This window comes from Streptomyces sp. NPDC031474, from assembly GCF_055581185.1.
On sequence record NZ_JBVIJX010000012.1, the window covers coordinates 233,362 to 257,072 of the forward strand.

Below are 23,711 nucleotides of genomic sequence, written 5' to 3' on the forward strand. Positions count from 1 at the left end.
TGAGTACTTCTGGTTCCTGATGAGGGAGAGCCGGCCATGACGGTCACTCGCAGATCGGTCCTTCTCGCCTCCACGGCCGCACCGGCCGCCGGAGCACTCCTCGGCCCATCGGCGCAGGCCGCCGAGGCCGCCGCGCGCGCCTCCGGTCGCCGCACGGTCGCGCTGCGCGACGGCTGGCGCTTCGCGCTGGTCAACCCGGGCGGGATCACCGACCCCACCGGGCAGTACGCGGACGCCGCCGCCCCCGGCTACGACGACTCGGCCTGGCGCGAGGTCGCGGTGCCGCACGACTGGAGCATCGAGCAGACCCCGACCACGCAGAACGGCACGACCAGCGGCACCGGCTTCTTCCCCGGCGGCCTGGGCTGGTACCGCCTCGCCTTCACCCTGCCGCCCGCGCAGGCCGGCAAGCGGATCTCGGTCGAGTTCGACGGCGTCTACATGGATTCCTCCGTCTACTGCAACGGCGCCGAGGTCGGCCACCACCCCTACGGATACACCGGCTTCGCCTTCGACCTGACCGGCCTGCTGCACACCGACGGCGTCACCGAGAACGTGCTCGCGGTGAAGGTGCAGAACCGGCTGCCGAGCAGCCGCTGGTACTCCGGCAGCGGCATCTACCGCGAGGCCCGCCTGGTCGTCACCGAGCCGGTGCACGTCGCCCGCTGGGGCACGTACGTCACCACCCCCGAGATCACCGGCGAACGGGCCGTCGTCCGGGTCGAGACCACCGTGGTGAACGCGTCCGGTACGGGAGCGGACGTCGAGGTCGTCTCCCGGATCCTCGCCCCGAACGGCCGCACCGTCGCCCGTACGTCCTCCACGGTCGCCGTCGCCGACCGGGCCACCGCGATCCACGAACTCACGGTGGCCGATCCACAGCGGTGGGACTTCAAGACCCCGCACCGCTACACGCTGGAGACCGAACTGCGCGTCGCCGGGGAGCGCACCGACACCTACCGCACGCCGTTCGGCATCCGCACCTTCCGCTTCGATCCCGACGAGGGCTTCCACCTCAACGGCGCCTACGCCAAGATCAAGGGCGTGGACCTCCACCACGACCTGGGCGCCCTCGGGGCCGCGGTCAGCGTCGACGCCATCCGCCGCCAGATGACGATCATGAAGTCGATGGGCGTCAACGCCTTCCGCACCTCCCACAACCCGCCCTCCCCGGAGATGATCCGGGTCTGCGAGGAACTGGGCATCGTGATGCTGGTGGAGGCCTTCGACTGCTGGAAGACAGGCAAGACCCGGTACGACTACGGACGGTTCTTCGACGAGTGGTGCGAGCGGGACGCCACCGAGATGGTGCTCGCGGCCCGCAACTCGCCCGCCGTCCTGCTGTGGTCCATCGGCAACGAGATCACCGACTCCACCTCCACCGCCGGTCTCGCCATGGCGGACCGCATCATCGCCGCGATCCGCGCGGTGGACGACACCCGGCCGCTCATCATCGGCTCGGACAAGTACCGCACCCCGCCCGCCAAGGGCTCCGCCGCCGACCTGATGCTCGCCAAGCTGGACGGCCTGGGCCTGAACTACAACACCGCCAAGTCCGTGGACGCCCTGCACGCCACCTACCCGCACCTGTTCCTCTTCGAGTCCGAGTCGTCCTCGCAGACCTCGACCCGCGGCGCCTACCAGGAGCCCGAGCACCTCAACACCGGCGAGAACCACACCCCCGGCAAGCGGGCCACCTCGTCCTACGACAACAACCTCGCCTCCTGGACGATGAGCGGCGAGTACGGGCACAAGAAGGACCGCGACCGGAAGTGGTTCACGGGTCAGTTCCTGTGGTCCGGCATCGACTACATCGGCGAGCCCACGCCGTACAACGTCTTCCCGGTGAAGGCCTCCTTCTTCGGCGCGGTCGACACGGCCGGCTTCCCGAAGGACATGTACCACCTCTTCCGCAGCCAGTGGGTCGAGGAGCCCATGGTCCATCTGGTGCCGATGACCTGGAACCACGAGGCCGGCGACACGGTCGAGGTGTGGGCGTACTCCAACGTCGACACGGTGGAGCTGTACCTCAACGGAAAGTCCCTGGGCGTAAGGAAGTTCGACACGAAGAAGACCCTCGACGGCCGCACCTACCTGGAGACCACCGAGGCCCCCGGCGACGACAAGACCTTCACCACCGGCCCCTACCCCGGCAGTTACACCAGCCCGAGCGGCAGCGCGGGCAAGCTGCACCTGACGTGGAAGGTGCCCTACACGCCGGGCGAGTTGAAGGCGGTGGCCCGCCGGGGCGGCAGGACGGTCGCCACCGACGTCCTGCGCACGGCCGGCGCCCCGCACGCCGTACGGCTCACCGCGGACCGCACATCCCTTCCGGCGGACGGCCGTTCCCTGGTCTTCGTCACCGCCGACGTGGTCGACGCGCGGGGGACCGTCGTGCCCGACGCCGAGCATCTCATCTCCTTCGAGGTGAGGGGCGGTTCCCTCGCCGGACTCGACAACGGGCGGGAGGAGAGCGCCGAGCGCTACCAGGCCAGCACCCGCACCGCCTTCCACGGCAAGGCCCTCGCCATCGTGCGCTCCGGCACCGAGGCGGGCGCCCTGAAGGTGACCGCCCGCGTGGACGGCCTGCGCAAGGGCACCGCCACCGTGCGCACCACACACGCCCGCTCGGCTGCGGCCACCCCGGCCGCGGCCTTCGCTCCCGAGCACCCGGAGCCCGTGACCTACCCGTACGCGGACGCCAGTTACTCCGGCCGCCCGGACACCCTGCCCGCCGCGCTGCTGGACGGCGACCCGGCCACCGGCTGGTCCAACGCCTTCGCCAAGGCCGCCACCGCCCTGCTGCCCGCCTTCAGCGGGGCCCGGCCGAAGGACTGGGTGGCGGTGGACTACGGGCGCACCCGGGACTTCGACCGGGCGGAGGTGTCCTTCACCGTCGACGCTGCGCACAGCCTGCCCGCGTCGATCGAGGCCGAGGTCTGGGACGGCGCGCGGTACGTGCCCGTCACCGGGGCGGCCGTCGACTGGGCCACCGCCTCCGACGCGCCGACGGCGCTCACCTTCGACCCGGTCCACGGCTCCAGGCTGCGGCTGAAGCTGACCAGCGGCGCACCCGGCACGGTCCAGGGGGCGGTCCGCATCAGCAGGCTGGAGGCATGAGCGGCTGACCGGAGGGCCGCCTCGGATCCTTCGGTGCTCGGGCGCCGCCGCGCCCGGGCCCCGCCTTCCCGGCGGCCCCGCCTTCCCGGCGGCCCCGCCTTCCCGGCGGCCCCGCCTCAGCCCGCGTCGGCCGCCGCGAACGACACCTTCGCCGTGTCCACCGTGCCCGCGCTGCGACCGGGTGCGCTCTGCCCGGCCCAGTACAGGTTGGTGTGGGCTATCACCTGCTCCGGCGCAGGAGCTCCGTACGGGGTGAGGTCCTCCGTGGTGTGCGCGTCGGCGACCAGCGTCACGTCGTACCCCCGCACGAGGGCGCCGTGCAGCGTCGAGCGGATGCACGCGTCGGTCTGCGCCCCCGTGACGACGACCCGGCCCACCCCGCGCTCGGCCAGTACCGCCTCGAGTTCGGTCTCCTCGAAGGAGTCCTGGTAGGTCTTGTGGACGAGGGGCTCGCTGTCGAGGCGGACCAACTCCTCGACGTACTCCCAGCTCTCGCTGCCGCGCACGAGGTCGTCGTCGGAGTGCTGCACCCAGATGACCGGCACATCCTGCGCGCGCGCCGCGTCGACCAGGGTGTCGATGTTCGCGATCACCTCCTCGCGCCGGGGCGTGCCCGCCACCACGCCCTTCTGGACGTCGATGACCAGCAGTGCGGTGTGGGGCCGGTCGGCCAGGGTCGTCATGGATCCTCCTGTGAGTCGATCCATCGGTCCACGGACGACCCACACTAGAACCCACCACTGACAACGGCCCCGAGGTCTTCTCGCGCTCATCTCGTCCGGACCGTTGACGGGGTGTCATGAATCCAACAAGCATGTCCTCCGACCCCTCCCTGGGAGCGCTCCCATACGCACCTCGTGGGAAGCGTCCCGCACCTCCCCGAGGAGCCTGGACGTGAAACGACGCAGAACCGCCCTGCTGTCCCTCGCGGCCCTGCTGGGCGCGGCGCTCACCGCGCTGCCCGTGCAACAGGCCGGCGCCGACGAGGTCGAGCAGGTCAGGAACGGCGGCTTCGACACGAGCGCCGACCCGTGGTGGACCAGCAACGTCACCGCCGGCCTCACCGACGGCAAGCTGTGCGCGGACGTGCCGGGCGGCACCGTCAACCGCTGGGACTCCGCCGTCGGCCAGGACGCGATCACCCTGGTGAAGGGGTCGTCCTACCGGTTCTCCTTCAGCGCCTCCGGGGTGCCCGAGGGGCATGCGGTGCGGGCGATCGTGGGCCTCGGAGTGTCCCCGTACGACACCTGGTACGAGGCGACCCCGGTGCTCAGCGCGTCGGGGGACTCGTACTCCTACACGTTCACCTCGCCGGTCGACAGCGCCCAGGGGCAGGTCGCCTTCCAGGTCGGCGGGAGCGCCGAGCCCTGGCGGTTCTGTCTGGACGACGTGTCGCTGCTGGGCGGGGTGCCGCCGGAGGTGTACGAGCCCGACACCGGGCCACGCGTGCGCGTCAACCAGGTCGCCTATCTGCCCGCCGGGCCGAAGAACGCCACCCTGGTCACCGACGCCACCGCGAAGCTGCCCTGGCAGCTGAAGAACGGCGCCGGGGCGACGGTCGCGCACGGCTGGAGCGTGCCGCGCGGCCTCGACGTGTCCTCCGGGCAGCACGTCCACTCCATCGACTTCGGGGCCTACCGCAAGCGCGGCGCCGGCTTCACCCTGGTCGCCGACGGCGAGACCAGCCGCCCCTTCGACATCGGCGGCGCCGCCTACCAGCGGCTGGGTGTGGACGCGGTGAAGTACTACTACACGCAGCGCAGCGGCATCGCGATCCGCGACGACCTCCGTCCCGGCTACGGCAGGCCGGCCGGCCATGTCGGCGTGGCCCCCAACAAGGGCGACCTCGCCGTCCCGTGCCAGCCCGGTGTGTGCGACTACCGCCTCGACGTCACCGGCGGCTGGTACGACGCCGGCGACCATGGCAAGTACGTCGTCAACGGCGGCATCGCCACCTGGGAGCTGCTGAGCACCTACGAACGCTCCCTCCTCGCCCGTACCGGACACCCGGCCCGGCTCGGCGACGGCGCCCTCGCCCTCCCCGAGAGCGGCAACAAGGTGCCCGACATCCTCGACGAGGCCCGCTGGGAGCTCGACTTCCTGTTGAAGATGCAGGTGCCGGACGGGCAGCCCCTCGCGGGCATGGCCCACCACAAGGTGCACGACGCGCAGTGGACGGGCCTGCCGCTGCTGCCGAGCGACGACCCGCAGCAGCGCGAACTGCACCCGCCGACCACCACGGCGACCCTCAACCTGGCCGCGACGGCCGCCCAGGCGGCCCGTCTGTACCGGCCCTACGACAAGGCGTTCGCGGCGAAGGCGCTGACGGCCGCGCGCAAGGCCTTCGCGGCGGCCCTCGCCCATCCGCATGTCTACGCCGACCCCAATGACGGCACCGGCGGCGGCGCCTACAACGACGACAACGCGACCGACGAGTTCTACTGGGCGGCCGCCGAGCTGTATCTCACCACGGGGGAGAAGCAGTTCGCCGACCAGGTGCTCACCTCCCCGGCGCACACCGCCGACCTCTTCGTCCCCTACGGCTTCGACTGGTCCCGCACCGCCGCAGCCGGGCGCCTCGACCTGGCGACCGTCCCGAACAAGCTCCCCGGCCGCGACCAGGTGCGCCGCTCGGTGGTGCGGGGTGCCGACACGTACCTCGCCACGCTCGCGTCACAGCCGTACGGCATGCCCTACGCGCCCGACGGCAACCGCTACGACTGGGGCTCCAGCCACCAGGTCCTCAACAACGCCGTGGTCATCGCCACCGCCTATGACATCACCGGCGCCTCGAAGTACCGTGACGCGGCGGTCCAGAGCATGGACTACATCCTCGGCCGCAACGCGCTGAACCTGTCGTACGTCACCGGCTACGGGGAGGTCGACTCCCATCACCAGCACAGCCGTTGGTATGCCCACCAGCTCGACCCGAGCCTTCCGCAACCCCCGGCGGGGACCCTCGCGGGCGGCCCGAACTCGAGCATTCAGGACCCCTTTGCGCAGAGCAAGCTCCAGGGGTGCGTGGGCCAGTTCTGCTACATCGACGACATCCAGTCCTGGTCGACGAACGAGACCGCGATCAACTGGAACGCGGCGCTGGCCCGTATGGCGTCCTTCGTGGCGGATCAGGGATAGGCGCGAATCCGGTCAGGATCGTGCAGGGTCGGACCAGGGTCGGACACCCTCCGGTACCGCGTGGTCATTAGTTTGACCTGGGGATATTTACGAGTAAGTACCCGCGCGGTACCGTGAAGGGCATGCCAGCCCTCAATGTGGAATTCAGCGATCGTGAGCTGGAGGACCTGCGACAGATCGCCAAGGAACGTGGCACGTCGATGAAGGCACTCGTACGGGAGGCCGCCGCGGCCGACATCGCCCGGCACCGGGCGCTCCAGGAGGGCGCGGAGGCGTTCCGCACGTTCTTCGCGTCCCATGCCGACGAGTTCGCGGCCGCCTTCCCCGATGACGAACGCTCCGCCAGGGGCGAGGGGCGGGTCGCCTGACCGATGACAGCCGTCATCCACATCGACGTGCCCTGGCTGCTCCAGCGCCACGAAGAGGTCCTGCCCGAGCAGCCCACCATCAACGACTTCTCGGCGCTGGTCGCCGCCGTCGCCCGGCACCGGGTCGATCCGCCCAAACTCGGCGTGGACTCCGACCCCGCCTGGCGGGCCGCCGCGCTGCTGCACACGCTCACCCTGCTCAAGCCCCTGCCCTCGGCCAACGCCCGCTTCGCCTGCGCGACCGCGGTGGCGTACATGTTCACCAGCGGGGTCGGCATCGATCCGCCCTACGGCGCACTCGTCGACCTCGCCCGGGACCTGATCGACGGCAAGACCGACGTCTACGGGGCGGCGGACCGGCTGCGCTCCTGGCAGATATAGCCGCTCACGGAGCGGTGGGCCGCCGGCCGAGGGCGGGAGGAGCAGGGCCGGCGGCCGTTTCGCGCAGGAGTGCCGCCGTCCTGCGCGGGGCCTTCCGAGGAGTGGCCGGGTTTCAGCCAACTACGCGTCCCGATGGGTCGGGAGCGTGCGCGTCGCTCTGCTGCGTGTGCGTGTTTCACACGGGGCGCATGGCATTGCTTATCGACATTCTTTCAACAAAGGGCAGCTTCAGCTGCCGCCTTGTTGTGCGCGACTTAGTTGTGCAAAGGTGAACCACCCGTGCGGGGGGTCATGGCCGGGTCCCCTGCGTTCGTCGGCGGAGGCGAATTCGCGCTCCCTGCCGCACCGAACAGGTACGTACCAAAGGAATTCGCTCAGTGCCCACCGCTCAGCCTCCTCTTCCGCCCTACCCTCCGCCGGGCGGGGGCCCAGGAGAATCCGACGAGTCCCTCGCCGCCGGGATACGCGGCGGCGCGGACAGCGAGGTCGCCCAGTCCACCGCCATGCTGATCGCCCGGCACTGGCGACCGGTGCACGAGTACGCGGTCATCTGCCTAGCCTCCTCCGGGAGCGTCGCGTCCATGATCACCGCGGCTGCCTTCCACCAGGTCTTCGACCGGCTCAAACTGGGCGAGCCGGGTACCGCGCTGCGTCCCCGACTGCTGGTGACCGTGCGGGACATGGCCCGGCTGTGGTCCGCCGACGAGGGGCTGTCCGGCGTCCTGCCGGTGCTGCGCAAGCCGGCCGGGGCCCGGGGCATGCGGAGCGCGAAGTCCATGACGCCGGAGAACCGGGTGCTGGCGGAACGCTCGTTCCAGGGCCTGCCCGCGGTCGCCCGCTGCGTCCTGTGGCACGTGGAGGTCGAGGCCGAGCAGATCACCGTCGCCGCCGGGCTGCTCGGCATGGACACCGACACCGTGTCCGCCGCCCTCGAACAGGCCCGGGACAAGCTCCGCGAGGGCGTCGTCCGCGCCCATCGGGAACTCGCGCCGAACAAGGACTGCCGGTTCTACAACCGGCTCCTCGACGCCCCCATCCGCCGCGGCGGCGACCTGTTGCCCGACGTGCGCCAGCACCTCGACGCCTGCCGTTACTGCCGTTCCGCCGCCGAACAGCTCGGCCACTTCGAGAACGGCCTCGGCGTGCTGCTCGCCGAGGCGGTGCTCGGCTGGGGCGCCCGCCGCTACCACGACACCCGGCCCGGCCGCGGCAAGCAGCAGACCGTGCGCCTCAAGGGCTCCGCCCGGCACCGCGGCGGCGGCACCCGCGGCCGACGCGGCAACCTGCTCTCGCGCATCCCCTCGCCCCGCCGCCGGGAGTCCGGGGCGGCGCGGTCGCCGCGCGCGCTGTTCACCGGCGTCGGACTGGCCTCGGCCGGCCTGCTGACCACCCTGCTCGCGGCCGGGATGTGGTCGGACAGCGGCGGCGCCGACCCGGCCGCCTCCACCAGCGGCAGCGCCCCCGGCACCGACTCGCAGGCCGCCACCGCCTCGCCCACGGCCCCGGGCAGCGCCCAACTGCCCAGCGGACCACGGCAGACGAGGCTGCGCAACGCCGCGTCCGACCTGTGCCTGGACGTCCGGGGCGAGGCCGAGGCGGGCGCCGCCGTCGAGCTCGCGGACTGCTCGTCCGACGGCACACAGCAGTGGTCCTACAGCGACGACGGGCAGCTGCGCAGCGCGGCCCACCCCGAGTTGTGCGTGGACTCCCACGCGGACGCCGGCGTGGTCATCCTCGGCGCGTGCGCCGACGCCGGGAACTCCCGGGGCGACGACGTCCGCTACGACCTCACCGTGCAGGGCGAGTTGCTGCCCCGCTGGGACGACGCGCTCGCCCTCGCGACGGCCGGTGCCGAGCCCGGTGCCGACGTCGTCGTGAAGGTCCGCGACCACTCCACCGGCCAGCGCTGGCTGACCGACGTCGCCAACGCCACCCCCGGTTCCCTCGCGGTCACCGGCACGGACGCACCTCCGTCGGCCCAGCCGGTCGACCTCTCGGACGGAACGGCCTGAGGGCCGCCCCCGGTAGGCGGGGCCCGCCGCCCACGGGCCGCCGGCGAGCCGGTCGCCCAACGGCAACGCGGTCAGAGGCCCTGGGGGAGTGCTGTCGGGGCCCGGCCCGCGAGCCCGGCTGATCCGCGCGGCGGGCGTCGGCCCCCGGGCGGTGGCCGGTCGGCGCGGCGGTGTCGCGGTGAGCGATGGCTGCGCCGGGCGCGACGACCGGTCACGCGCGGGGTGCCCGGCCGACCTGTGCCCGGCCGACGGACCCCGCCAGGGCTATCCGGCGTCCTCGACGAGGTCCGCCGGGCCGACCGTCGCCGGGGTGGCGTGGCCGGACAGGGCCAGGGTGAGGTCGAACTCGGCGAGCAGACAGCGGATCACGTGCTCGACGCCCGGCTGTCCGTCCAGGCCCAGTCCGTACACGTAGGGCCGGCCCAGCAGGACCGCCCGCGCGCCGAGGGCGAGCGCCTTGAAGACGTCGTCTCCGGTGCGCACCCCGCTGTCGAACAGCACGGTCAGCCGGTCGCCGACCGCCCGCGCCACCCCGGGCAGCGCGTCGGCGGCGGCGACCGAACCGGCCACCTGCCGGCCCCCGTGGTTGGAGACCACCACCCCGTCCATCCCGGCGTCGGCGGCGAGCCGGGCGTCGTCCGGGTGCAGGACGCCCTTGAGGACGATCGGTCCGTCCCAGTTCTCCCGCAGGAACGCCAGGTCCGGCCAGGTCTTTCCGGGGTCCGCGAACAGGCTGACGAAGTGCAGGACGGCCGCGTTCGGGTCCTCGTGCACCGGCTTGGCCAGGCCTGCGCGGAAGGCCGGGTCGGTGAAGTAGTTGGCGGTGCCGACGCCGTGCAGGAACGGCAGGTAGGCCTGGTCGAGGTCGCGCGGCCGCCATGCCAGCAGCGGGGTGTCCAGGGTGACGACGAGCACGGCGTATCCGCTCGCCCTCGCCCGGCCGAGGAGACTCCGCGTCACCTCCCGGTCCTTGGACCAGTACAGCTGGAACCAGCGCTCGGCGTCGCCCATCGCCTCGGCCACCTGCTCGATCGGCGTGCTGGACGCCGAGGACAGGATGTACGGCACCTGCTGCGCGGCCGCGGCCCGGGCCGCCGCCGATTCCGCCTCCGGGTGCATGATCGACAGCACGCCGACCGGCGCCAGGGCCAGCGGAGCGGGCAGTGAGCGGCCCAGTACCTCGACCGACAGATCGCGTTCGTGCACGTCCCGCAGCATGCGCGGCACGATTCGGCGGCGCTCCAGAGCCGCGCGGTTCGCCCGTGCCGTGCTGCCGTTCCCCGCGCTGCCCGCCACATAGCCGACCGGACCCGGCCCGAGCCGCTGCTCGGTGAGCTCCTCCAGCCGGGTCAGATCGGTGGGCAGCCGGGGGACCGCGCCCGTCATCCCGTTGAGGTAGATCTCGTACTGGAAGTCCGCCCAGTGCTTGGCCATCCGTCCGTGCCGCCTCTCGTCGTCCCGTGGTCGAGCGTGCGTGGCAGGGCGACGATACCGGTGGGTAGGTTCGGGGCGGTGAGGGCCTGTCCCGGGACCTCCCACGCGTCCTTATTCGGCGTCATGAGCGGGCGGATCCGCCACCCCCTTGTCCTCCTGGGCGGTGTCCTGCTCCGCGTCCTGCTCCGCGTCCGGTCCCTGGGCGCGCACCCGTTGGACGTGTTCGAGGGAGTCCCGCAGTTCGGTGAGCCAGTCGTCGGTGTGCCGCTGGACCAGCCGGACGCACCAGGCGAGGGCGTCGCTGCGGCTGCGGGCCACGCCCGCGGCGATCAGCGTGTCGAGGACCTGGCGCTCGGGCTGCCGCAGCCGGGTCATGACCGGCGCGGCCACATGGGTGAACAGGGCGCGCTCCCCGTCGCACACCACACCCCAGGACACCTTCCGCCGGAAGCGGTGCTCGGCGTCGCGGGCCACGGCCATCCGGGTCTCGCGGGTGCGCTCCCGGAACTCCTGGATCCGGGCGGTGACGGCAGCCTCCCGCTCGGCGGCCGGGGCGTCCTCGCTCAGCCGGGGCGCGGGGACGCGGCCGATCACGGTGATCTCCTCGCGGTCGACCGTCACCTCGGTCAGTTCCTCGAAGAGGTCGTCGGGCAGCCGGCCCGCGAACCAGCCCCTCAGCTTCTCTCTCTGCTCTGTCGTAATCATGTAATCACCATTACTCCGCAGGCAGGTGAACACAAGGGATCGCCCAGGAGTCCGCCGAGAGCGGAACGGGAGGAGGGCCGGGGTGGCCCGGGGGCCGGAGCGGAATGTTTCAGGCCGATTAACGAAGCTATGAAAACCGGTCACCGGGCGGACCGAAGGGATCATGAAGCGCTTGCTTCCGGCGTTGAAGCGTTCGAATTCCGTGACTTCACGCCACTGATTCAATACGCAAGGTTACTGAAATCGATGGGGTCGAGGTGATATTCGGCGGCGGACTCGGCAGACTCGCGCTCGCCGCGTCCGGCACCGACCGAGTCGGACCGGCGCACCCCCGAATCGAGCGGAAGGATGCACACAATGCGGAACACCGCGCGCTGGGCAGCGACCCTCGGCCTCACGGCCGCCACCGTCTGCGGATCCCTCACCGGATCCGCGCTCGCCGCCCCGGCCGCAGCGCCGACCTCCCTCTACGCCCCGTCGGCCCTCGTGCTGACCCTGGGCCACGGAGACAGCGCCGCCACCGTCGACGCGGCCAGGGCAGTGACCCTGAGCTGCGCACCGACCCCCTCCGGCACCCACCCCGCCGCCGCCCTCGCCTGCGCCGAACTGCGCGCCGCCGACGGCGACTTCGACGCCCTGGCGGCCCCGGGCGACGCCAGGTGCACCAAGCAGTACGACCCGGTGGTCGTCACCGTCGACGGCGTCTGGCAGGGCAAGCGCGTCTCCTACGAGCGCGCCTTCGCCAACGCCTGCGTGAAGAACGCTGCCGGGAGCAGCCTCTTCACCTTCTGAGACCGGGATCGGGTGGCCCCCCGTGGACGCCGAGAGAGGCTCGTGACGTGGGGAGTGCGAGTCCCTGACACGGGACCACCGCGATCCCGCACCCGGAGGCCGGACGGGCGGAGTGGGGCCGCCCGCCGGCCTCCGGGCTCATGTGACGACGCACGAGCCGTCGGGTCGACACGGGTGACGGGCGACCTGCTGCGGCGCCCGGCCGTGGTCGCCCAGGTCGAGCCCGAGGACAAGTCGAGCCCGAGGACAAGGTGAGCAGGCCCGCCGTCGCACCTGGAACCGATCATCCAGGGAACCGGGAGGCGCTCTGGTGGCGGACCGCCGAGATCAGTCCGCCGGGCCGTTCCTCGCCCCGCGGCGGGGTGCTGATCGGGCGGCCGTAGGCGGCAGCGCGTTCGCGCAGGGTGTGGCAGGCGGCCTCCCAGCCGTGCCCGGCCAGCCAGCCCACCGGGTCGTCGGGCATCTCCGAGACCCACATGGACGCCGCCGATCCCGGCACGGCGTCCGCGCCGAAGCGCTCGATCACGCCGCGCGAGCCCAACGTCAGCCCCATCCGACTGCCTGCCGCCGACTGCGCGCTGATCCGGGCCAGCAGCAACTCCACCGCGTCCTCGGGCAGATAGATCAGCAGTCCCTCGGCAATCCACACGGTCGGCAGCGCCGGGTCGTGTCCTGCGGCGGTCAGCGCGCCTGGCCAGTCCTCACGCAGATCCACCGCTACGGTGATCCGCTCGCAGCGTGCGACGGCCCGCTCCTGGCGCAGCACCGAAGCCTTGAAGTCCAGTGGCGCGGCGGTGTCGACCTCGAACAGCCGGGTGCCCTCGGGCCAGTCCATCCGGAAGGCCCGGCTGTCCATGCCGGCGCCGAGCAGCACGACCTGCCGGATCCCGGACGCGGAGGCCTGCTGCAACAGGTCGTCGAGGAACTTCGTCCTGATGACGATGGAGAACGCCACGCCCTGCCGGCGGCGTCGCGCGGCCTCGTCACCGGGCGGCGGCGGCGAGGAGGGCCCCAGGCCGCCGGCGGTGGCGAAGGCCTGTGCCAGTGGGTCGCGGAACAGCGCGTCCTCCCGCTCGGTCTCCAGCGCCCGCACCCTGGCCACCCCCACCGCAGTGGCCCACACTCCCGACGGCTGCACCCGCTCCTGCTCACCAGTCACCGCGCCAGCCTAGATGATCGATTCCAGGGGGCCGATGAGTGAGCCGGGTTCCTGCGCGGCCGGCCGGTCATCCATGTCCGTCACGCCATCGCTCAGGTCGGCTCGATGAGTCAGGTGCTCAGTGTTGTGCCAGGCGCAGGGGGAGCGGATCCGGGGGCGCGTCCTCGTCGGGGAGCCGGGTGAGGTCCGCCCACCAGGAGGGGCCGTCCTCCAGGTGGCGCAGCATGACGCCCTCGCGGATCGCCCATGGGCAGACGGTGACCGCGGTCAGCCCGGTCAGCTTCATCGCCGTGTGCCCGACCACCGCACCGGCCAGGCTCTGTGCGGCGCGCGGCGCGGAGATGCCGGGCAACCGGGCGCGTTCGGCGGTGGACAGCGCGGCCAGCGTGTCGACGGCCTCGCCCAGGTCGCGGCGGCGCAGGGTGCGGTCCATGAAGGGGCCGTGCCGTCCGGGCGGCGCCCCGCACAGCCGTCCCAGCTGCTGGAACGTGCGGGAGGTGGCCACCGCCGTGCGCGGACCCTCCCAGCGGATCCGGGCGGCCACGTCCCTGAGCTGGTGGCGGATCCTGCGCCGGACCGCGCGGACGAGCTCCGGGGGCGGCGGGTCGTGGTCCGCGAAGAAGTCGTGGGTGAGGCGGCCGGCGCCGAGCGGCAGCGAGGCGACGAAGTCCGGCAGCCGGCCCCGGCCGAAGGCCACTTCGAAGGAACCGCCCCCGATGTCCAGCAGGGCGAGCGGCCCCGACCGCCAGCCCATCCAGCGGCGGGCGCCGAGGAACGTCAGCTCGGCCTCCACCTCGCCCGGCAGGGTGCTCAGCGCGACGCCGGTCCGGGCCCGTACCGCGCGCAGCACCTCGCCGCGGTTGGGGGCGGCGCGCACCACGGCGGTCGCGAAGGCCAGCGGGCCCGCCGCGCCCCACCGGTCCGCGGTCCTGGTCGCCGCGGCGACCGCTGTGACGAGCCGTTCCACGGCCTCGTCGGGGATGGGGTCACCGGGCCCGACCTGCTCGGACAGTCTCAGCCGCCACTTCGCCGTGTGCACCGGCAGCGGCACCCCGCCCGCCGCGTCCGCCACCACCAGCCGCACCGTGTTCGACCCCACATCCAGCACGCTGATTCTCATGGACCGTCGAGTACCCAGGCGTAAACCTCCGGCCGCGCACCCTGTTTCGGGCGACCGGTCCCACCTTCCCCGCGCGGCACAGAGGGGCCGCCGTCCCTCGTGGACGGCGGCCCCTCTCCCCGGTGCGGCTCCGAACCGAGGGCCCGTCACATGTGGATCACCGGTGCCGCGTCGGCGTCCTGCTGCGGCACCCCGCGGCGGAAGAGCAGGAACGCGATGAGCGCGCCCGCGGCGAAGAAGCCGGCCGACCACCAGAAGGCGGTGGTGTAGCTCTCGATGGTCGCGTGTGCCTGGACCAGCTTGTTCGTCGGGTCCTTCCCGGCGAGGTAGTCGGTCGCGGCGCTCGCGGCGAGGGTGTTCAGCAGGGCCGTGCCGATCGAACCGCCCACCTGCTGCATGGCGTTGACGGTGGCGGAGGCCACACCCGCGTCCTCGGCGGCGACCCCGCCGGTGGCCATCTGCATGGCGGGCGGCATGACCAGACCGAGGCCGATACCGGTGATCACCAGCTGCGGCAGCACCGCGCTCAGGTAGTGGGAGCCGACGTCGATCCCGGTCAGCCAGGCCATGCCGCCCGCGGCGATCGCGAAGCCCAGCGGGATGACCGCCTTCGGGCCGAGCCGCGGGACCAGGACCGTCGTGCCGACCTGTGCCGCGACCATGAGCGCCCCGACCATCGGCAGGAACGCCACACCCGTCTTCGTCGGGCTGAAGCCGAGGTTGAGCTGCAGGTAGTAGGTGAGGAAGAGGAAGACGCCGAACATGCCCGCGCCGGAGATCAGCAAGGCGAAGAAGGAGGCGGCGCGGTTGCGGTCGAGCAGGATGCGCAGCGGCAGCAGCGGGTGCGCGGCACGTGTCTGCCACCAGGTGAAGGCCGCGAGCAGCACGCCGCCCGCGATCAGGAAGCCCCAGGTCTGCGCCGAGCCCCAGTCGTGCGTCTCGGCGTTGGAGAAGCCGTACACCAGGGAGAACAGACCGGCGGCGACCAGGACGGTGCCGGGCACGTCCAGCTTGGAGTTCTCGGCGTCGCGGTGGTTGGACAGCAGCAGCCAGCCGCCCGCGAAGGCGAGGACGGCGATGGCCACGTTGACGTAGAGCGTCCAGCGCCAGTCGAGCGCGTCGGTCAGGATGCCGCCGAGCAGCAGGCCCACCGCACCACCGGCGCCGGCGATGGCGCCGTAGACGCTGAACGCCCTTGCGCGTTCCTTGGCGTCGGTGAACGTGGTGTTCAGCAGGGAGAGCGCGGCCGGTGCGAGGAGCGCGCCGAAGGCGCCCTGCAGCGCGCGGGCCGTGACGAGCATCTCGAAGTTGGTCGCGGCGCCGCCGAGTGCGGAGACGGCGGCGAAGCCGATGACGCCGACCAGGAAGGCCGTCTTACGGCCGAAGAGGTCGGCTATCCGGCCGCCGAGCAGCAGCAGGGAGGCGAACGCCAGCGCGTACGCGGTGACGATCCACTGCCGGTTGCCGTCGGAGAAGCCGAGGTCCGCCTGCGCGGAGGGCAGGGCGATGTTCACGATGGTGGCGTCCAGCACCACCATCAGCTGGGCCAGTGCGACGACCGCGAGGATCCACCACTTCTTGGTGGATGGTGCGGACGGCGGCTGTTCGGTACCCGTGCGGGTGCCGTCCGTCAGGGTCTTCGAGGACATGGGGAACCACTCCAGGGACGTGAGGGCAAAGAACACGTAAACGAAACGGTTTCGTACACATCGAGCCTAGACGAGTTTCAGCGAAACGGCAACGTTTCGCTAGCGAGAGCGTCCGGACCTGCGCGTCGCCCCTGTGAAGTTCCTGACGAGAAAGGACCGATCCGCCATGCCGACCGACCTGACCGGCACCTATCTGACCCTGGACGACGGCCGCCCCGCCGTCCGCTTCACCCGCGCCTACGCCCATCCGGCCGACCGGGTCTGGCAACTCGTCACCGACCCCGGCGAACTGGCCCACTGGTTCCCGTCCCGCGTCGAGATCGAGCTGCGTCCCGGCGGCACGATCCGGTTCAGCGGCGACCCCAACCTGCCCGAGTCGACCGGCCGGGTCCTCGCCGTGGACGCGCCCCACCGGCTGTCCTTCGCGTGGGGCGGCGACGAACTCCGCTTCGACCTGGAGGCCATGGCCGGCGACCGCACCCGCCTCACCCTCACGGACGTACTGCAGAGCGCGGACACCGCCGCCCGCAACGCCGCCGGCTGGGAAGTGTGCCTGGCCGCCTTGGACGCCAGGGCCGACGCCGCCACCGCCGAAACCGGCTCCTGGGAGGCGTACTACCGTGCCTGCGTCGAGGCGGGCTTCCCCCACGGCGCACCCGTCCCCGGCGCCGCCCCCGCCACCGAGCCGGACGACGACGCCCCCGCCACAGACACCCACTGAGGCCTCCAGGGCGTGTTTCGCCCGCGGGTCAATACACCTAGGCCAACTGCCGTCGTACCAGCTCGTGGAGGCGTCCGCCCGTGTCCGCGAGGAGCTGGGCGGGCGGGCCCTGCTGGGCCACCTTGCCGTTCTCCATGACGACGACCCGGTCGGCGTCCATCACCGTCGACAGGCGGTGCGCGATGACGACCCGGGTGGCGTTCAGCTTGCGGGTGCTCTCGATGACCGTGCGCTGCGTCTCGTTGTCGAGGGCGCTGGTCGCCTCGTCGAAGAACAGGATGCGCGGCCGGCGGATCAGCGCCTGGGCGATCATCAGACGCTGGCGCTGGCCGCCCGAGACGGACCCGCTGCCCGAGACGATCGTGTGCAGCCCCATCGGCATGCGCTTGATGTCCTCCGCGAGCCCCGCCAGCTCGGCGGCCGCCATCGCCTCCTCCGGCGTGTAGGCCTCGGTGCCGCAGATGACGTCCAGCAGGGAGCCGGTGAACGGCTGGGCGTGCTGGAGCACCACCCCGCACTGCCGGCGCACGGCCGACTGGTCGAGCGCGGCCAGGTCCTGGCCGTCGTACAGCACACTGCCCGAGACCGGTTTGTCGAAGCCGATGAGGAGCCGCAGAAGCGTCGACTTGCCGCAGCCGCTCGGGCCGACGATCGCCACGAACTCGCCCGGCCGCACCTCGAAGGAGACGTCGTCGAGGACGAGGGGACCGTCGTCGGAGTAGCGGAAGGAGAGACGCCGGGCCTCTAGGGCGCCCGTCAGCGGGCCCGGGCGGGTGTTCCCCGTGCGGACCTCGGGCGTGGCCTCCAGCACCGGCCGGATCTCCTCGAACAGCGGCAGCGCGGCCACCGCCGACACGAACGCGCCGGTCAGCGAGGTGACGGAGGTGAGCAGCATCGTCATCGACGTGTTGAAGGTGAGGAAGTCCGCCGCCGACAGCGCACCGCGGGCCGGACCGGCCAGCAGCATGAACATCAGCAGCGAGCACAGCGGCAGGTACACCGAGCCCAGCACCGTGTTGAGGTTCTTGATCCGGCCGAGGCGCTGCTGGAGTTCACGGCTGCGCGCGAACTGCGCCGCCCAGGCCGCGTACGCGTAGTTCTCGGCGGCCGCCACCCGCAGCTTCGGCAGCCCGCGCAGGGTCTGGAACGCCTGGTTGTTGAGCTTGTTGGAGAGCACCACGAGCCGCCGCTGCCAGCGCACCTGCCACAGGCCCAGCGCCAGGAACACGGAGGCGATGACGACGAGCATGCCGATCGCGGCCAACGCCATCGGCACGCTGTACCAGAGCAGCAGCCCCAGGTTCATCGCGCCGATGGTGACGGACTGCGCTACCGACGGCCCGAGTCCCGCCAGCAGCCGGCGGATCGCGCTGATGCCCATGGCGGCACTGGCCAGCTCGCCCGTGGAGCGCTCCGCGAAGAACTTCGTCGGCAGCCTGAGCAGCCGGTCCCACACGGCCGGCTGGAGCGTCGCCTCGATCCGGCCCTCCAGGCGCAGGATGGTCAGGTTCTGCAGCAGCATGAACGCCGCCGCGACCACACTGCTCACCATCACGGCCAGACACACCTGCACGATCAGCCCCTGCTGGGCCCTCGGCACGAACTCGCCGAGCACCTTGCCGGTGGCGATCGGCACCAGCGCCCCGATCGCCACCGTCACCAGCCCACTGAGCAGCAGGTTCCTCAGGTCCCCCGCGGTGCCCCGCATGCTGAACCGCAGCAGGCCGAGCGGGCCCGACGTGCGTTCGGGCAGCGGGCGGTAGAACATCACGGCCCGCGGCTCGAACTCCTCCGCGTTGGCCTTCTCGACCGGGGTCTCCCGCCCGGTCGCGGGATGGACGGCGACATAACCGCCGCGCCGCCACAGCAGGGCGACCGGCGCGCCGGACAGGGCCCGGTGGCCGACGAGCGGCCCCACGTCGTCCCGCCACCAGCGGCCGTCGAGGCGGACGGCCCGGGCGCGCACCCGGGAGGCGAGCGCAATCCGCTCGACCGGGTCCAGGCGGTCGCTGTCGGCGCCCATCTCGGCGGGCTCGGCGAGGGTGATCCCGGCGGCCCGGGCGACCAGCCTGCAGGCGGCGAACGTCGCGTCGGCGTCGGCGGACGTCGTGCGCTGCCCCGACTTCTTGCCGATCGACGCCAGCAGCGTTCGGTCGGCCTGTGCGCGGACCGCCTCACCCGCCTTGATCCCGGCGGCCGTACGCGTCTCGTGGGAGTGCTCCAGCTGCTCGATCCAGCGGTCCAGGGTGGTCAGCAGCCGGTACTGCTGGTCGACCATGGACTGCCACACCGCCGGGTCCATCAGCAGGTCGGCGGCCGCCTCCGCGCCGTACAACTGGCCGTACTGGACGCTGCCCGGCGGGACCTGCATCCAGAACACGTCGTCGTCATTGACTTCCGCCGCCCGCTCGGTGGCCATCGGCGCCTGGAAGAGGATCGACAGGCCGCGGCCGACGCCGAGGGCGAGCGCGTACTCCAGGGGGCTCGAAGTCGGCGGCACGTACTGGGGGTTGCCGTACTCGTCGTAGGACCAGGTCTGGGTGCTCGCGGGCTGGTACAGCTCGCGCAGGCCGACGCGGTGCACCACGCAGTCGCGCAGTGGGCGGGCGACGAGGGTGTGCTGGGGTCCGGCGACCGGGCCCAGCAGCAGGGACCCCGCCTCCAGGCGGCCCAGGTGGTGCCAGTGGCCCTGCTGTTCGGCGTCCACCGCGAACAGGTCCAGGGCGCCCGACGCGACCAGCCACAGCACCTGCGGGCCTTCCAGGTCGAGGCGGCTGAAGCCCGCGCAGTCGATCCGCGAGCCCATCTGCCCCAGTGCGGCGATGACGACGTCGCCCTCGGGTACGGCCGTCATCTCAACGCTCCCTGACCAGGGCCGCGTACGAACCGCCGCGCGCCACCAGTTCCTCGTGCCGCCCGCGCTCCACGACCGTGCCGTGCTGGAGCACGACGATCTCGTCGCTGTCGCGCACCGTGCTGAGCCGGTGGGCGATGACCACGCACGCGCAGCCTCGCTTGCGCAGGTTGTCCATCACTGCCTGCTCGGTCTCCGCGTCCAGCGCGCTGGTCACCTCGTCCAGCACGAGGATGCTGGGCCAGCGCACCAACGCCCTCGCGATCTCCAGGCGTTGGCGCTGCCCGCCGGAGAAGTTGCGGCCGTCCTGCTCGACCCTGCTGTGGATGCCGCCGGGCCGGCGCATGACGACGTCGTAGAGCGCCGCGTCCCGCAGTGCGTCGACGACGGCGTCGTCCGGGATCGAAGGGTCCCACAGGGCCACGTTGTCGCGGACCGAGCCCTCGAACAGGAACACCTCCTGGTCGACGAAGGAGACGGAGGAGGCGAGCGCCCCGCGCGCGATGTCCTCCAGCCGCTGCCCGTCGATGCGGATCACGCCCTCCCAGGGCGCGTACAGGCCGGAGATCAGCCTGGACACCGTGGACTTGCCGCTGCCGGAGCCGCCGACCAGCGCCACCTGCTGCCCGGGGCCGACGGTCAGGTCGAAGCCGGTCAGCAGCGGCTTGTCCAGCGGGCTGTACCCGAAGGTGATGTTCTCCAGCTCGACATGACCGTGCAGCCGGCGCGTGGAGTCTGCGCCGGAACGGCGGTCGTAGAGAGGGTCGGCGCGGAAGTTCTCCACGTCCTTGAGCCGGGCCACGTCCGCCGCGAAGTCCTGGATCCGGCCCGCGACGCCGTTGAGACGGCTCAGGGGCGCGGTGAAGCGGGTGACCAGCGCCTGGAACGCGACCAGCAGGCCCACGGAGATATGGCCCTCGATGGCCCGCATGCCGCCGATCCACAGGATCAGCGCGCTGTTGAGCGAGGCGAGCGTCGGCGCGACCACGCCCAGCCAGGCGCTCGGCACGCCCAGCCGCTGCTGCTCCTCCAGTGTGGTGGCGTGCTGCCCCGCCCACTTGCGGAAGTAACCGTCCTCACCGCCGGTCGCCTTCATCGTCTCGATCAACTGCAGCCCGGTGTACGCCGTGTTGGTCAGCCGCGCGTTGTCCGCGCGCAGCTTCGCCGTCCGGGTCGCGCGCATACGGATGACGATCCGCATGGCGACGATGTTGAGCAGCGCCACCCCGACGCCGACGTATGTCAGCTGCGGATCGTAGGTGTAGAGGAGGATCGCGTAGAGGACGACGACCACCGCGTCCACGCCCGCCGACGCCAGGTCGCGGGCCAGGGTCTCGGCGACCGCGTCGTTCGACTGCAGGCGCTGGACCAGGTCGGCGGGGCTGCGCTGCGAGAAGAAGGTCACCGGCAGCCGCAGCAGATGGCGCAGGAAGCGGGCGCTGGAGAGCGTGGACGAGATGATCCGGCCGTGGTGGAGGTTGGCCTGCTGGAGCCAGGTCAGGGCGACCGTGAGGGCCACGCAGGTGCCCATCGACGCGAACAGCACGGTCAGCAGGGAGGTCTGCCGGCCGATCAGGAACATGTCGATGTAGGTCCGGCTGAGGGCGGGTACCGCCGCGCCCACCACGACCAGCAGCAGGCTCGCCAGCACGGCCGCAGGCAGGGTGCCCGCCGTGCCGCGCAGCCGGGCCGGCATCGCGCCCAGCACACCCGGCTTGCGGCCGCCCCGCTCGAAGTCCTCGCCCGGCTCCAGCACCAGCACGACACCGGTGAAGCTGCCGTCGAAGTCCTCCATCGGCACGAACCGCCGGCCCTTGCCGGGATCGTTGATGAACACACCCCGGCGGCCGAAGCGCCGGCCGAGGCCCTCGTAGACGACGTAGTGGTTGAACTCCCAGAAGAGGATCGCGGGCGTCTTGACCCCGGCGAGGGCCGCCAGGTCCATCTGCATGCCCTTGGCCGTCAGGCCGTAACTGCGGGCCGCTTTCAGCAGGTTGCTGGCGCGCGAGCCGTCGCGGGAGACGCCGCACGCGATGCGCAGCTCCTCCAGCGGGATGTGCCGGCCGTAGTGGCCGAGGACCATGGCGAGCGAGGCGGCCCCGCACTCCACGGCCTCCATCTGGAGCACGGTGGGCGTGCGGACGGTCTTCACGCTGCTCTTGGGGACCGTGCGCCGGGGCGGCGCGGCCCGCCGTCGGCCGCGGGTCTGCTCGGTGGCGGTCACGGGAGCAGCCAATCGACGGGACGCTGGTCGGCCAGCCGGATCGAACCGGTGGCCATGGTCATGGAGGTGAGCGCGTACGGCGGTCCGTCCGCGGACGACCACCTGTAGCCGCTCTTCGTGCCCGCCGCCTTGTCCAGCTTCACCAGCACCGCCACCGGGCGGCCCTCCTTGGTGAACTGCCCGCCCAGCTGGCTGTCGCCGAGGAACGCGGCGATCTGCTGGGCCGACTGGGCCGTGCGGTCCACCGACTTCACATGGCCGCGCAGCACGCCGTACTCCTGCGAGGGCACGGTCTGCACGGTCAGGTCGACGGCCGCGTCCTGCGGTATGGAGGCCGCGTTCTCCGCCGGGACGTACACCGTGGCGTACAGCGGGTCGTCGGCGCCCGCGACCTTCTCCACCGCGGCGACGTTCGCGCCGGTGGAGATGATCTGTCCGATGGTGGCGGCGAGCGCGGTGATCCGGCCCGCGGCGACCGTGCGCACCACGGCGTCGCCCTCGGCCGTGCGCACCTTCAGCACGGGGGAGTTCGCGGGCAGCCGCTGGCCCTCCTTCACGAGGACGGCGGTGACCTGGCCCGCGGCGGGGCTCTGCAGGATGTAGCTGCCCTCGCCGTGGGTGAGGACGGCGGGCGCGTTCACCGTGGAGGCGACCGATCCGGTCACCGCCCATACGGACGCGGCCGCCATGACGACCACGGTCACGGACAGCACCAGCCAGCCCTGGGGGCGCGCGAAACGCACCGGCAGGTCGAGCTCCTCCGGCGACTGGAGCTTGGCGAGGGCCTGTTGGCGGAACTGCACGGGGCTTCCCTCGGGATTTTCAGGGCACCGATGAGTCCCGGAGCCGGGTGACGGCTCCGGGACTCACAGGGGGTCACAAGGACGCGATCAGAGACCGGCGACCAGGTTGGTGACCGGGGCCGTGTTGAGGCCGGTGACACCCTCGACGGTGCCGACGACCGTGTCGACCAGGCCGGAGACCGGGGCGACGCCGTCCACCAGGCCCGTGACGGTGCCGAGGGCGTTCAGGGACAGACCGCCGGAGACGTTGTCCAGCTCGGCGTCGGAGATCTCGACGGTCTCAACCTGGGGGGTGGAGTTCATGGTGGAACTTCCCTTCACATGGATTTCATAAGGGGGAGCGGCCCCCTCTGGGGACAGATGACGGCCGCGACCGCCGGTGCCGGGCACCCGTTTCCGGAAGCCGTGCGGCCCCTGCGGTGCGATGGATCAAAGCAGGTTTACGGCCGGCGCAGCCAATCAATCCCCCGTCCCACCTGGGAACTTGCGTCACAGGAACGTTAAAGCGTGCAGGTGCGCCCACGGCTTGTCGGCGACTTCTTCACACGGCGGGCGGGTTTCGCTCGAATGAGCGCCGCGCCCCCTCGCGGCGAATCCGACACTCCCGCCTCAATGGCGTGGCCGGGGTCGGCGAGTTGTGCAGAACCCCTGCTTCCGGTGACCCGCTTGGGCAGTCGATGTGCAGATTCTCTGAAGCAGGGATTCCGCTCTCCGATCGGAACGGATCGTCACCGACCGACCGCGAACGGTGTCGATCGGCAATGGGCTCGGAGTGTTTCAGCCCAGCAGGGCGTAGACCGTGCCGGCCCGCGCGGCCAGTTCGCCCGTCCGCTCGGCCGTCATGGTGATGTCGGCGAACGCCGTCCGCCGGCCGAGCTTCGTCAGCACCGCTTGGATCAGGACATCCGAATCGGCCACCGCCCGCTGGAACGACGTCGACTGCTGAACCGTCGTCATCGGTTTGTAGGCCCCGCGGGCGGCCGACACGGCGATCGCGGCGGCGGTGTCCGCGGCCGCCATCAACGCCTGCCCCGAGAGCGCTCCGCCCTCCCGCGCCAGCTTCTGTGACCAGGGGAGACGCAGAATCGCCCGGTCCTCGCCCAGGGCCTGCACGGACAGGTCCAGAGCCAGCACCCAGGGCGCGAAGTTGTCGGAAAGGATCTTGTCGGCTTCGGCGGTCGTCATCGTCATATGGGCGATTGTTCCCCGGGCCGCGACGTCGGACGCAGGTCAT

At 71.8% G+C, this 23,711-nt stretch carries 18 protein-coding genes; 7 read left to right on the plus strand and 11 right to left on the minus strand.

From position 1 onward, the window contains the following. Window positions 1–36 precede the first annotated feature (36 nt). Window positions 37–3,120, plus strand: a complete 3,084-nt coding sequence (locus ACZ5SK_RS26525; protein ID WP_468576646.1) for a glycoside hydrolase family 2 TIM barrel-domain containing protein — start codon at window positions 37–39, stop codon at window positions 3,118–3,120. Window positions 3,121–3,236: 116 nt separating this feature from the next. Here ACZ5SK_RS26525 and ACZ5SK_RS26530 read toward each other — a convergent pair whose 3' ends face one another. Further along, on the minus strand, window positions 3,237–3,803 hold the full coding sequence (locus ACZ5SK_RS26530) for a cysteine hydrolase family protein (RefSeq protein WP_334574745.1): 567 nt from the start codon (window positions 3,801–3,803) through the stop codon (window positions 3,237–3,239). A gap of 211 nt (window positions 3,804–4,014) precedes the next feature. Here ACZ5SK_RS26530 and ACZ5SK_RS26535 point away from each other — a divergent pair, with 211 nt between their 5' ends. The 4 genes from ACZ5SK_RS26535 to ACZ5SK_RS26550 all read left to right on the plus strand — a co-directional run bounded on the left by ACZ5SK_RS26535 (window position 4,015) and on the right by ACZ5SK_RS26550 (window position 9,016). After that, window positions 4,015–6,255, plus strand: a complete 2,241-nt coding sequence (locus ACZ5SK_RS26535) for a glycoside hydrolase family 9 protein (protein ID WP_468155917.1) — start codon at window positions 4,015–4,017, stop codon at window positions 6,253–6,255. A 122-nt stretch (window positions 6,256–6,377) separates the two neighbouring features. Then, window positions 6,378–6,623, plus strand: a complete 246-nt coding sequence (locus ACZ5SK_RS26540; protein WP_079664590.1) for a hypothetical protein — start codon at window positions 6,378–6,380, stop codon at window positions 6,621–6,623. Between the two features lie 3 nt (window positions 6,624–6,626). Further along, the gene (locus ACZ5SK_RS26545) at window positions 6,627–7,004 is read left to right on the plus strand and encodes a toxin Doc (protein WP_319339066.1); all 378 of its coding nucleotides are present in this window, start codon (window positions 6,627–6,629) and stop codon (window positions 7,002–7,004) included. A 377-nt stretch (window positions 7,005–7,381) separates the two neighbouring features. After that, entirely contained in the window at window positions 7,382–9,016 is a 1,635-nt protein-coding gene (locus tag ACZ5SK_RS26550) for a ricin-type beta-trefoil lectin domain protein (RefSeq protein ID WP_334574737.1), read from the plus strand. A 264-nt stretch (window positions 9,017–9,280) separates the two neighbouring features. On the opposite strand, the gene ACZ5SK_RS26555 is transcribed toward ACZ5SK_RS26550, so the two are convergent. Further along, window positions 9,281–10,450 carry a lactate 2-monooxygenase gene (locus ACZ5SK_RS26555; protein ID WP_334574736.1) on the minus strand — a complete coding sequence of 390 codons (1,170 nt, stop codon included), beginning with the start codon at window positions 10,448–10,450 and terminating at the stop codon, window positions 9,281–9,283. 111 nt (window positions 10,451–10,561) lie between these two features. Then, on the minus strand, window positions 10,562–11,155 hold the full coding sequence (locus tag ACZ5SK_RS26560) for a hypothetical protein (RefSeq protein ID WP_334574735.1): 594 nt from the start codon (window positions 11,153–11,155) through the stop codon (window positions 10,562–10,564). A 357-nt stretch (window positions 11,156–11,512) separates the two neighbouring features. Between ACZ5SK_RS26560 and ACZ5SK_RS26565 the strand changes: the two genes are divergently transcribed. After that, window positions 11,513–11,947 carry a protease inhibitor gene (locus ACZ5SK_RS26565; RefSeq protein ID WP_334574733.1) on the plus strand — a complete coding sequence of 145 codons (435 nt, stop codon included), beginning with the start codon at window positions 11,513–11,515 and terminating at the stop codon, window positions 11,945–11,947. 283 nt (window positions 11,948–12,230) lie between these two features. On the opposite strand, the gene ACZ5SK_RS26570 is transcribed toward ACZ5SK_RS26565, so the two are convergent. From ACZ5SK_RS26570 to ACZ5SK_RS26580, 3 genes are all read right to left on the minus strand, one after another. Then, the gene (locus ACZ5SK_RS26570) at window positions 12,231–13,070 is read right to left on the minus strand and encodes a class I SAM-dependent methyltransferase (RefSeq protein ID WP_468576658.1); all 840 of its coding nucleotides are present in this window, start codon (window positions 13,068–13,070) and stop codon (window positions 12,231–12,233) included. Window positions 13,071–13,224: 154 nt separating this feature from the next. Then, entirely contained in the window at window positions 13,225–14,226 is a 1,002-nt protein-coding gene (locus ACZ5SK_RS26575) for a Ppx/GppA family phosphatase (RefSeq protein WP_334574732.1), read from the minus strand. Window positions 14,227–14,372: 146 nt separating this feature from the next. Further along, window positions 14,373–15,875, minus strand: coding sequence for an MFS transporter (locus ACZ5SK_RS26580; protein ID WP_334574730.1), 1,503 nt, complete (start codon window positions 15,873–15,875; stop codon window positions 14,373–14,375). A gap of 166 nt (window positions 15,876–16,041) precedes the next feature. Here ACZ5SK_RS26580 and ACZ5SK_RS26585 point away from each other — a divergent pair, with 166 nt between their 5' ends. Further along, on the plus strand, window positions 16,042–16,596 hold the full coding sequence (locus ACZ5SK_RS26585; protein ID WP_468576647.1) for an SRPBCC family protein: 555 nt from the start codon (window positions 16,042–16,044) through the stop codon (window positions 16,594–16,596). Window positions 16,597–16,633: 37 nt separating this feature from the next. Here ACZ5SK_RS26585 and ACZ5SK_RS26590 read toward each other — a convergent pair whose 3' ends face one another. From ACZ5SK_RS26590 to ACZ5SK_RS26610, 5 genes are all read right to left on the minus strand, one after another. Further along, entirely contained in the window at window positions 16,634–19,450 is a 2,817-nt protein-coding gene (locus ACZ5SK_RS26590) for an NHLP bacteriocin export ABC transporter permease/ATPase subunit (RefSeq protein ID WP_334574727.1), read from the minus strand. A 1-nt stretch (window position 19,451) separates the two neighbouring features. Further along, a complete protein-coding gene (locus ACZ5SK_RS26595) occupies window positions 19,452–21,569 on the minus strand; it encodes an NHLP family bacteriocin export ABC transporter peptidase/permease/ATPase subunit (RefSeq protein ID WP_468576659.1) in 2,118 nt (705 codons plus the stop codon). Between the two features lie 101 nt (window positions 21,570–21,670). Further along, entirely contained in the window at window positions 21,671–22,477 is an 807-nt protein-coding gene (locus ACZ5SK_RS26600; RefSeq protein WP_468155914.1) for a hypothetical protein, read from the minus strand. 87 nt (window positions 22,478–22,564) lie between these two features. Next, window positions 22,565–22,780, minus strand: coding sequence for a hypothetical protein (locus tag ACZ5SK_RS26605; RefSeq protein ID WP_079657910.1), 216 nt, complete (start codon window positions 22,778–22,780; stop codon window positions 22,565–22,567). Between the two features lie 474 nt (window positions 22,781–23,254). After that, complete coding sequence (locus ACZ5SK_RS26610; protein WP_334574721.1) at window positions 23,255–23,668, minus strand: PaaI family thioesterase; 414 nt, start codon at window positions 23,666–23,668, stop codon at window positions 23,255–23,257. Between the last annotated feature and the right edge of the window lie 43 nt (window positions 23,669–23,711).

What these genes read in the sequence shown, in the direction of transcription:
- ACZ5SK_RS26595 (WP_468576659.1), bottom strand. Translation starts at nt 21,569, where the DNA reads ATGGAGGCCGTGGAGTGCGGGGCCGCCTCGCTCGCCATGGTCCTCGGC.
- ACZ5SK_RS26540 (WP_079664590.1), top strand. Translation starts at nt 6,378, where the DNA reads ATGCCAGCCCTCAATGTGGAATTCAGCGATCGTGAGCTGGAGGACCTG.
- ACZ5SK_RS26530 (WP_334574745.1), bottom strand. Translation starts at nt 3,803, where the DNA reads ATGACGACCCTGGCCGACCGGCCCCACACCGCACTGCTGGTCATCGAC.
- ACZ5SK_RS26590 (WP_334574727.1), bottom strand. Translation starts at nt 19,450, where the DNA reads ATGACGGCCGTACCCGAGGGCGACGTCGTCATCGCCGCACTGGGGCAG.
- ACZ5SK_RS26585 (WP_468576647.1), top strand. Translation starts at nt 16,042, where the DNA reads ATGCCGACCGACCTGACCGGCACCTATCTGACCCTGGACGACGGCCGC.
- ACZ5SK_RS26555 (WP_334574736.1), bottom strand. Translation starts at nt 10,450, where the DNA reads ATGGCCAAGCACTGGGCGGACTTCCAGTACGAGATCTACCTCAACGGG.
- ACZ5SK_RS26560 (WP_334574735.1), bottom strand. Translation starts at nt 11,155, where the DNA reads ATGATTACGACAGAGCAGAGAGAGAAGCTGAGGGGCTGGTTCGCGGGC.
- ACZ5SK_RS26525 (WP_468576646.1), top strand. Translation starts at nt 37, where the DNA reads ATGACGGTCACTCGCAGATCGGTCCTTCTCGCCTCCACGGCCGCACCG.
- ACZ5SK_RS26565 (WP_334574733.1), top strand. Translation starts at nt 11,513, where the DNA reads ATGCGGAACACCGCGCGCTGGGCAGCGACCCTCGGCCTCACGGCCGCC.
- ACZ5SK_RS26575 (WP_334574732.1), bottom strand. Translation starts at nt 14,226, where the DNA reads ATGAGAATCAGCGTGCTGGATGTGGGGTCGAACACGGTGCGGCTGGTG.
- ACZ5SK_RS26605 (WP_079657910.1), bottom strand. Translation starts at nt 22,780, where the DNA reads ATGAACTCCACCCCCCAGGTTGAGACCGTCGAGATCTCCGACGCCGAG.
- ACZ5SK_RS26610 (WP_334574721.1), bottom strand. Translation starts at nt 23,668, where the DNA reads ATGACGATGACGACCGCCGAAGCCGACAAGATCCTTTCCGACAACTTC.
- ACZ5SK_RS26580 (WP_334574730.1), bottom strand. Translation starts at nt 15,875, where the DNA reads ATGTCCTCGAAGACCCTGACGGACGGCACCCGCACGGGTACCGAACAG.
- ACZ5SK_RS26545 (WP_319339066.1), top strand. Translation starts at nt 6,627, where the DNA reads ATGACAGCCGTCATCCACATCGACGTGCCCTGGCTGCTCCAGCGCCAC.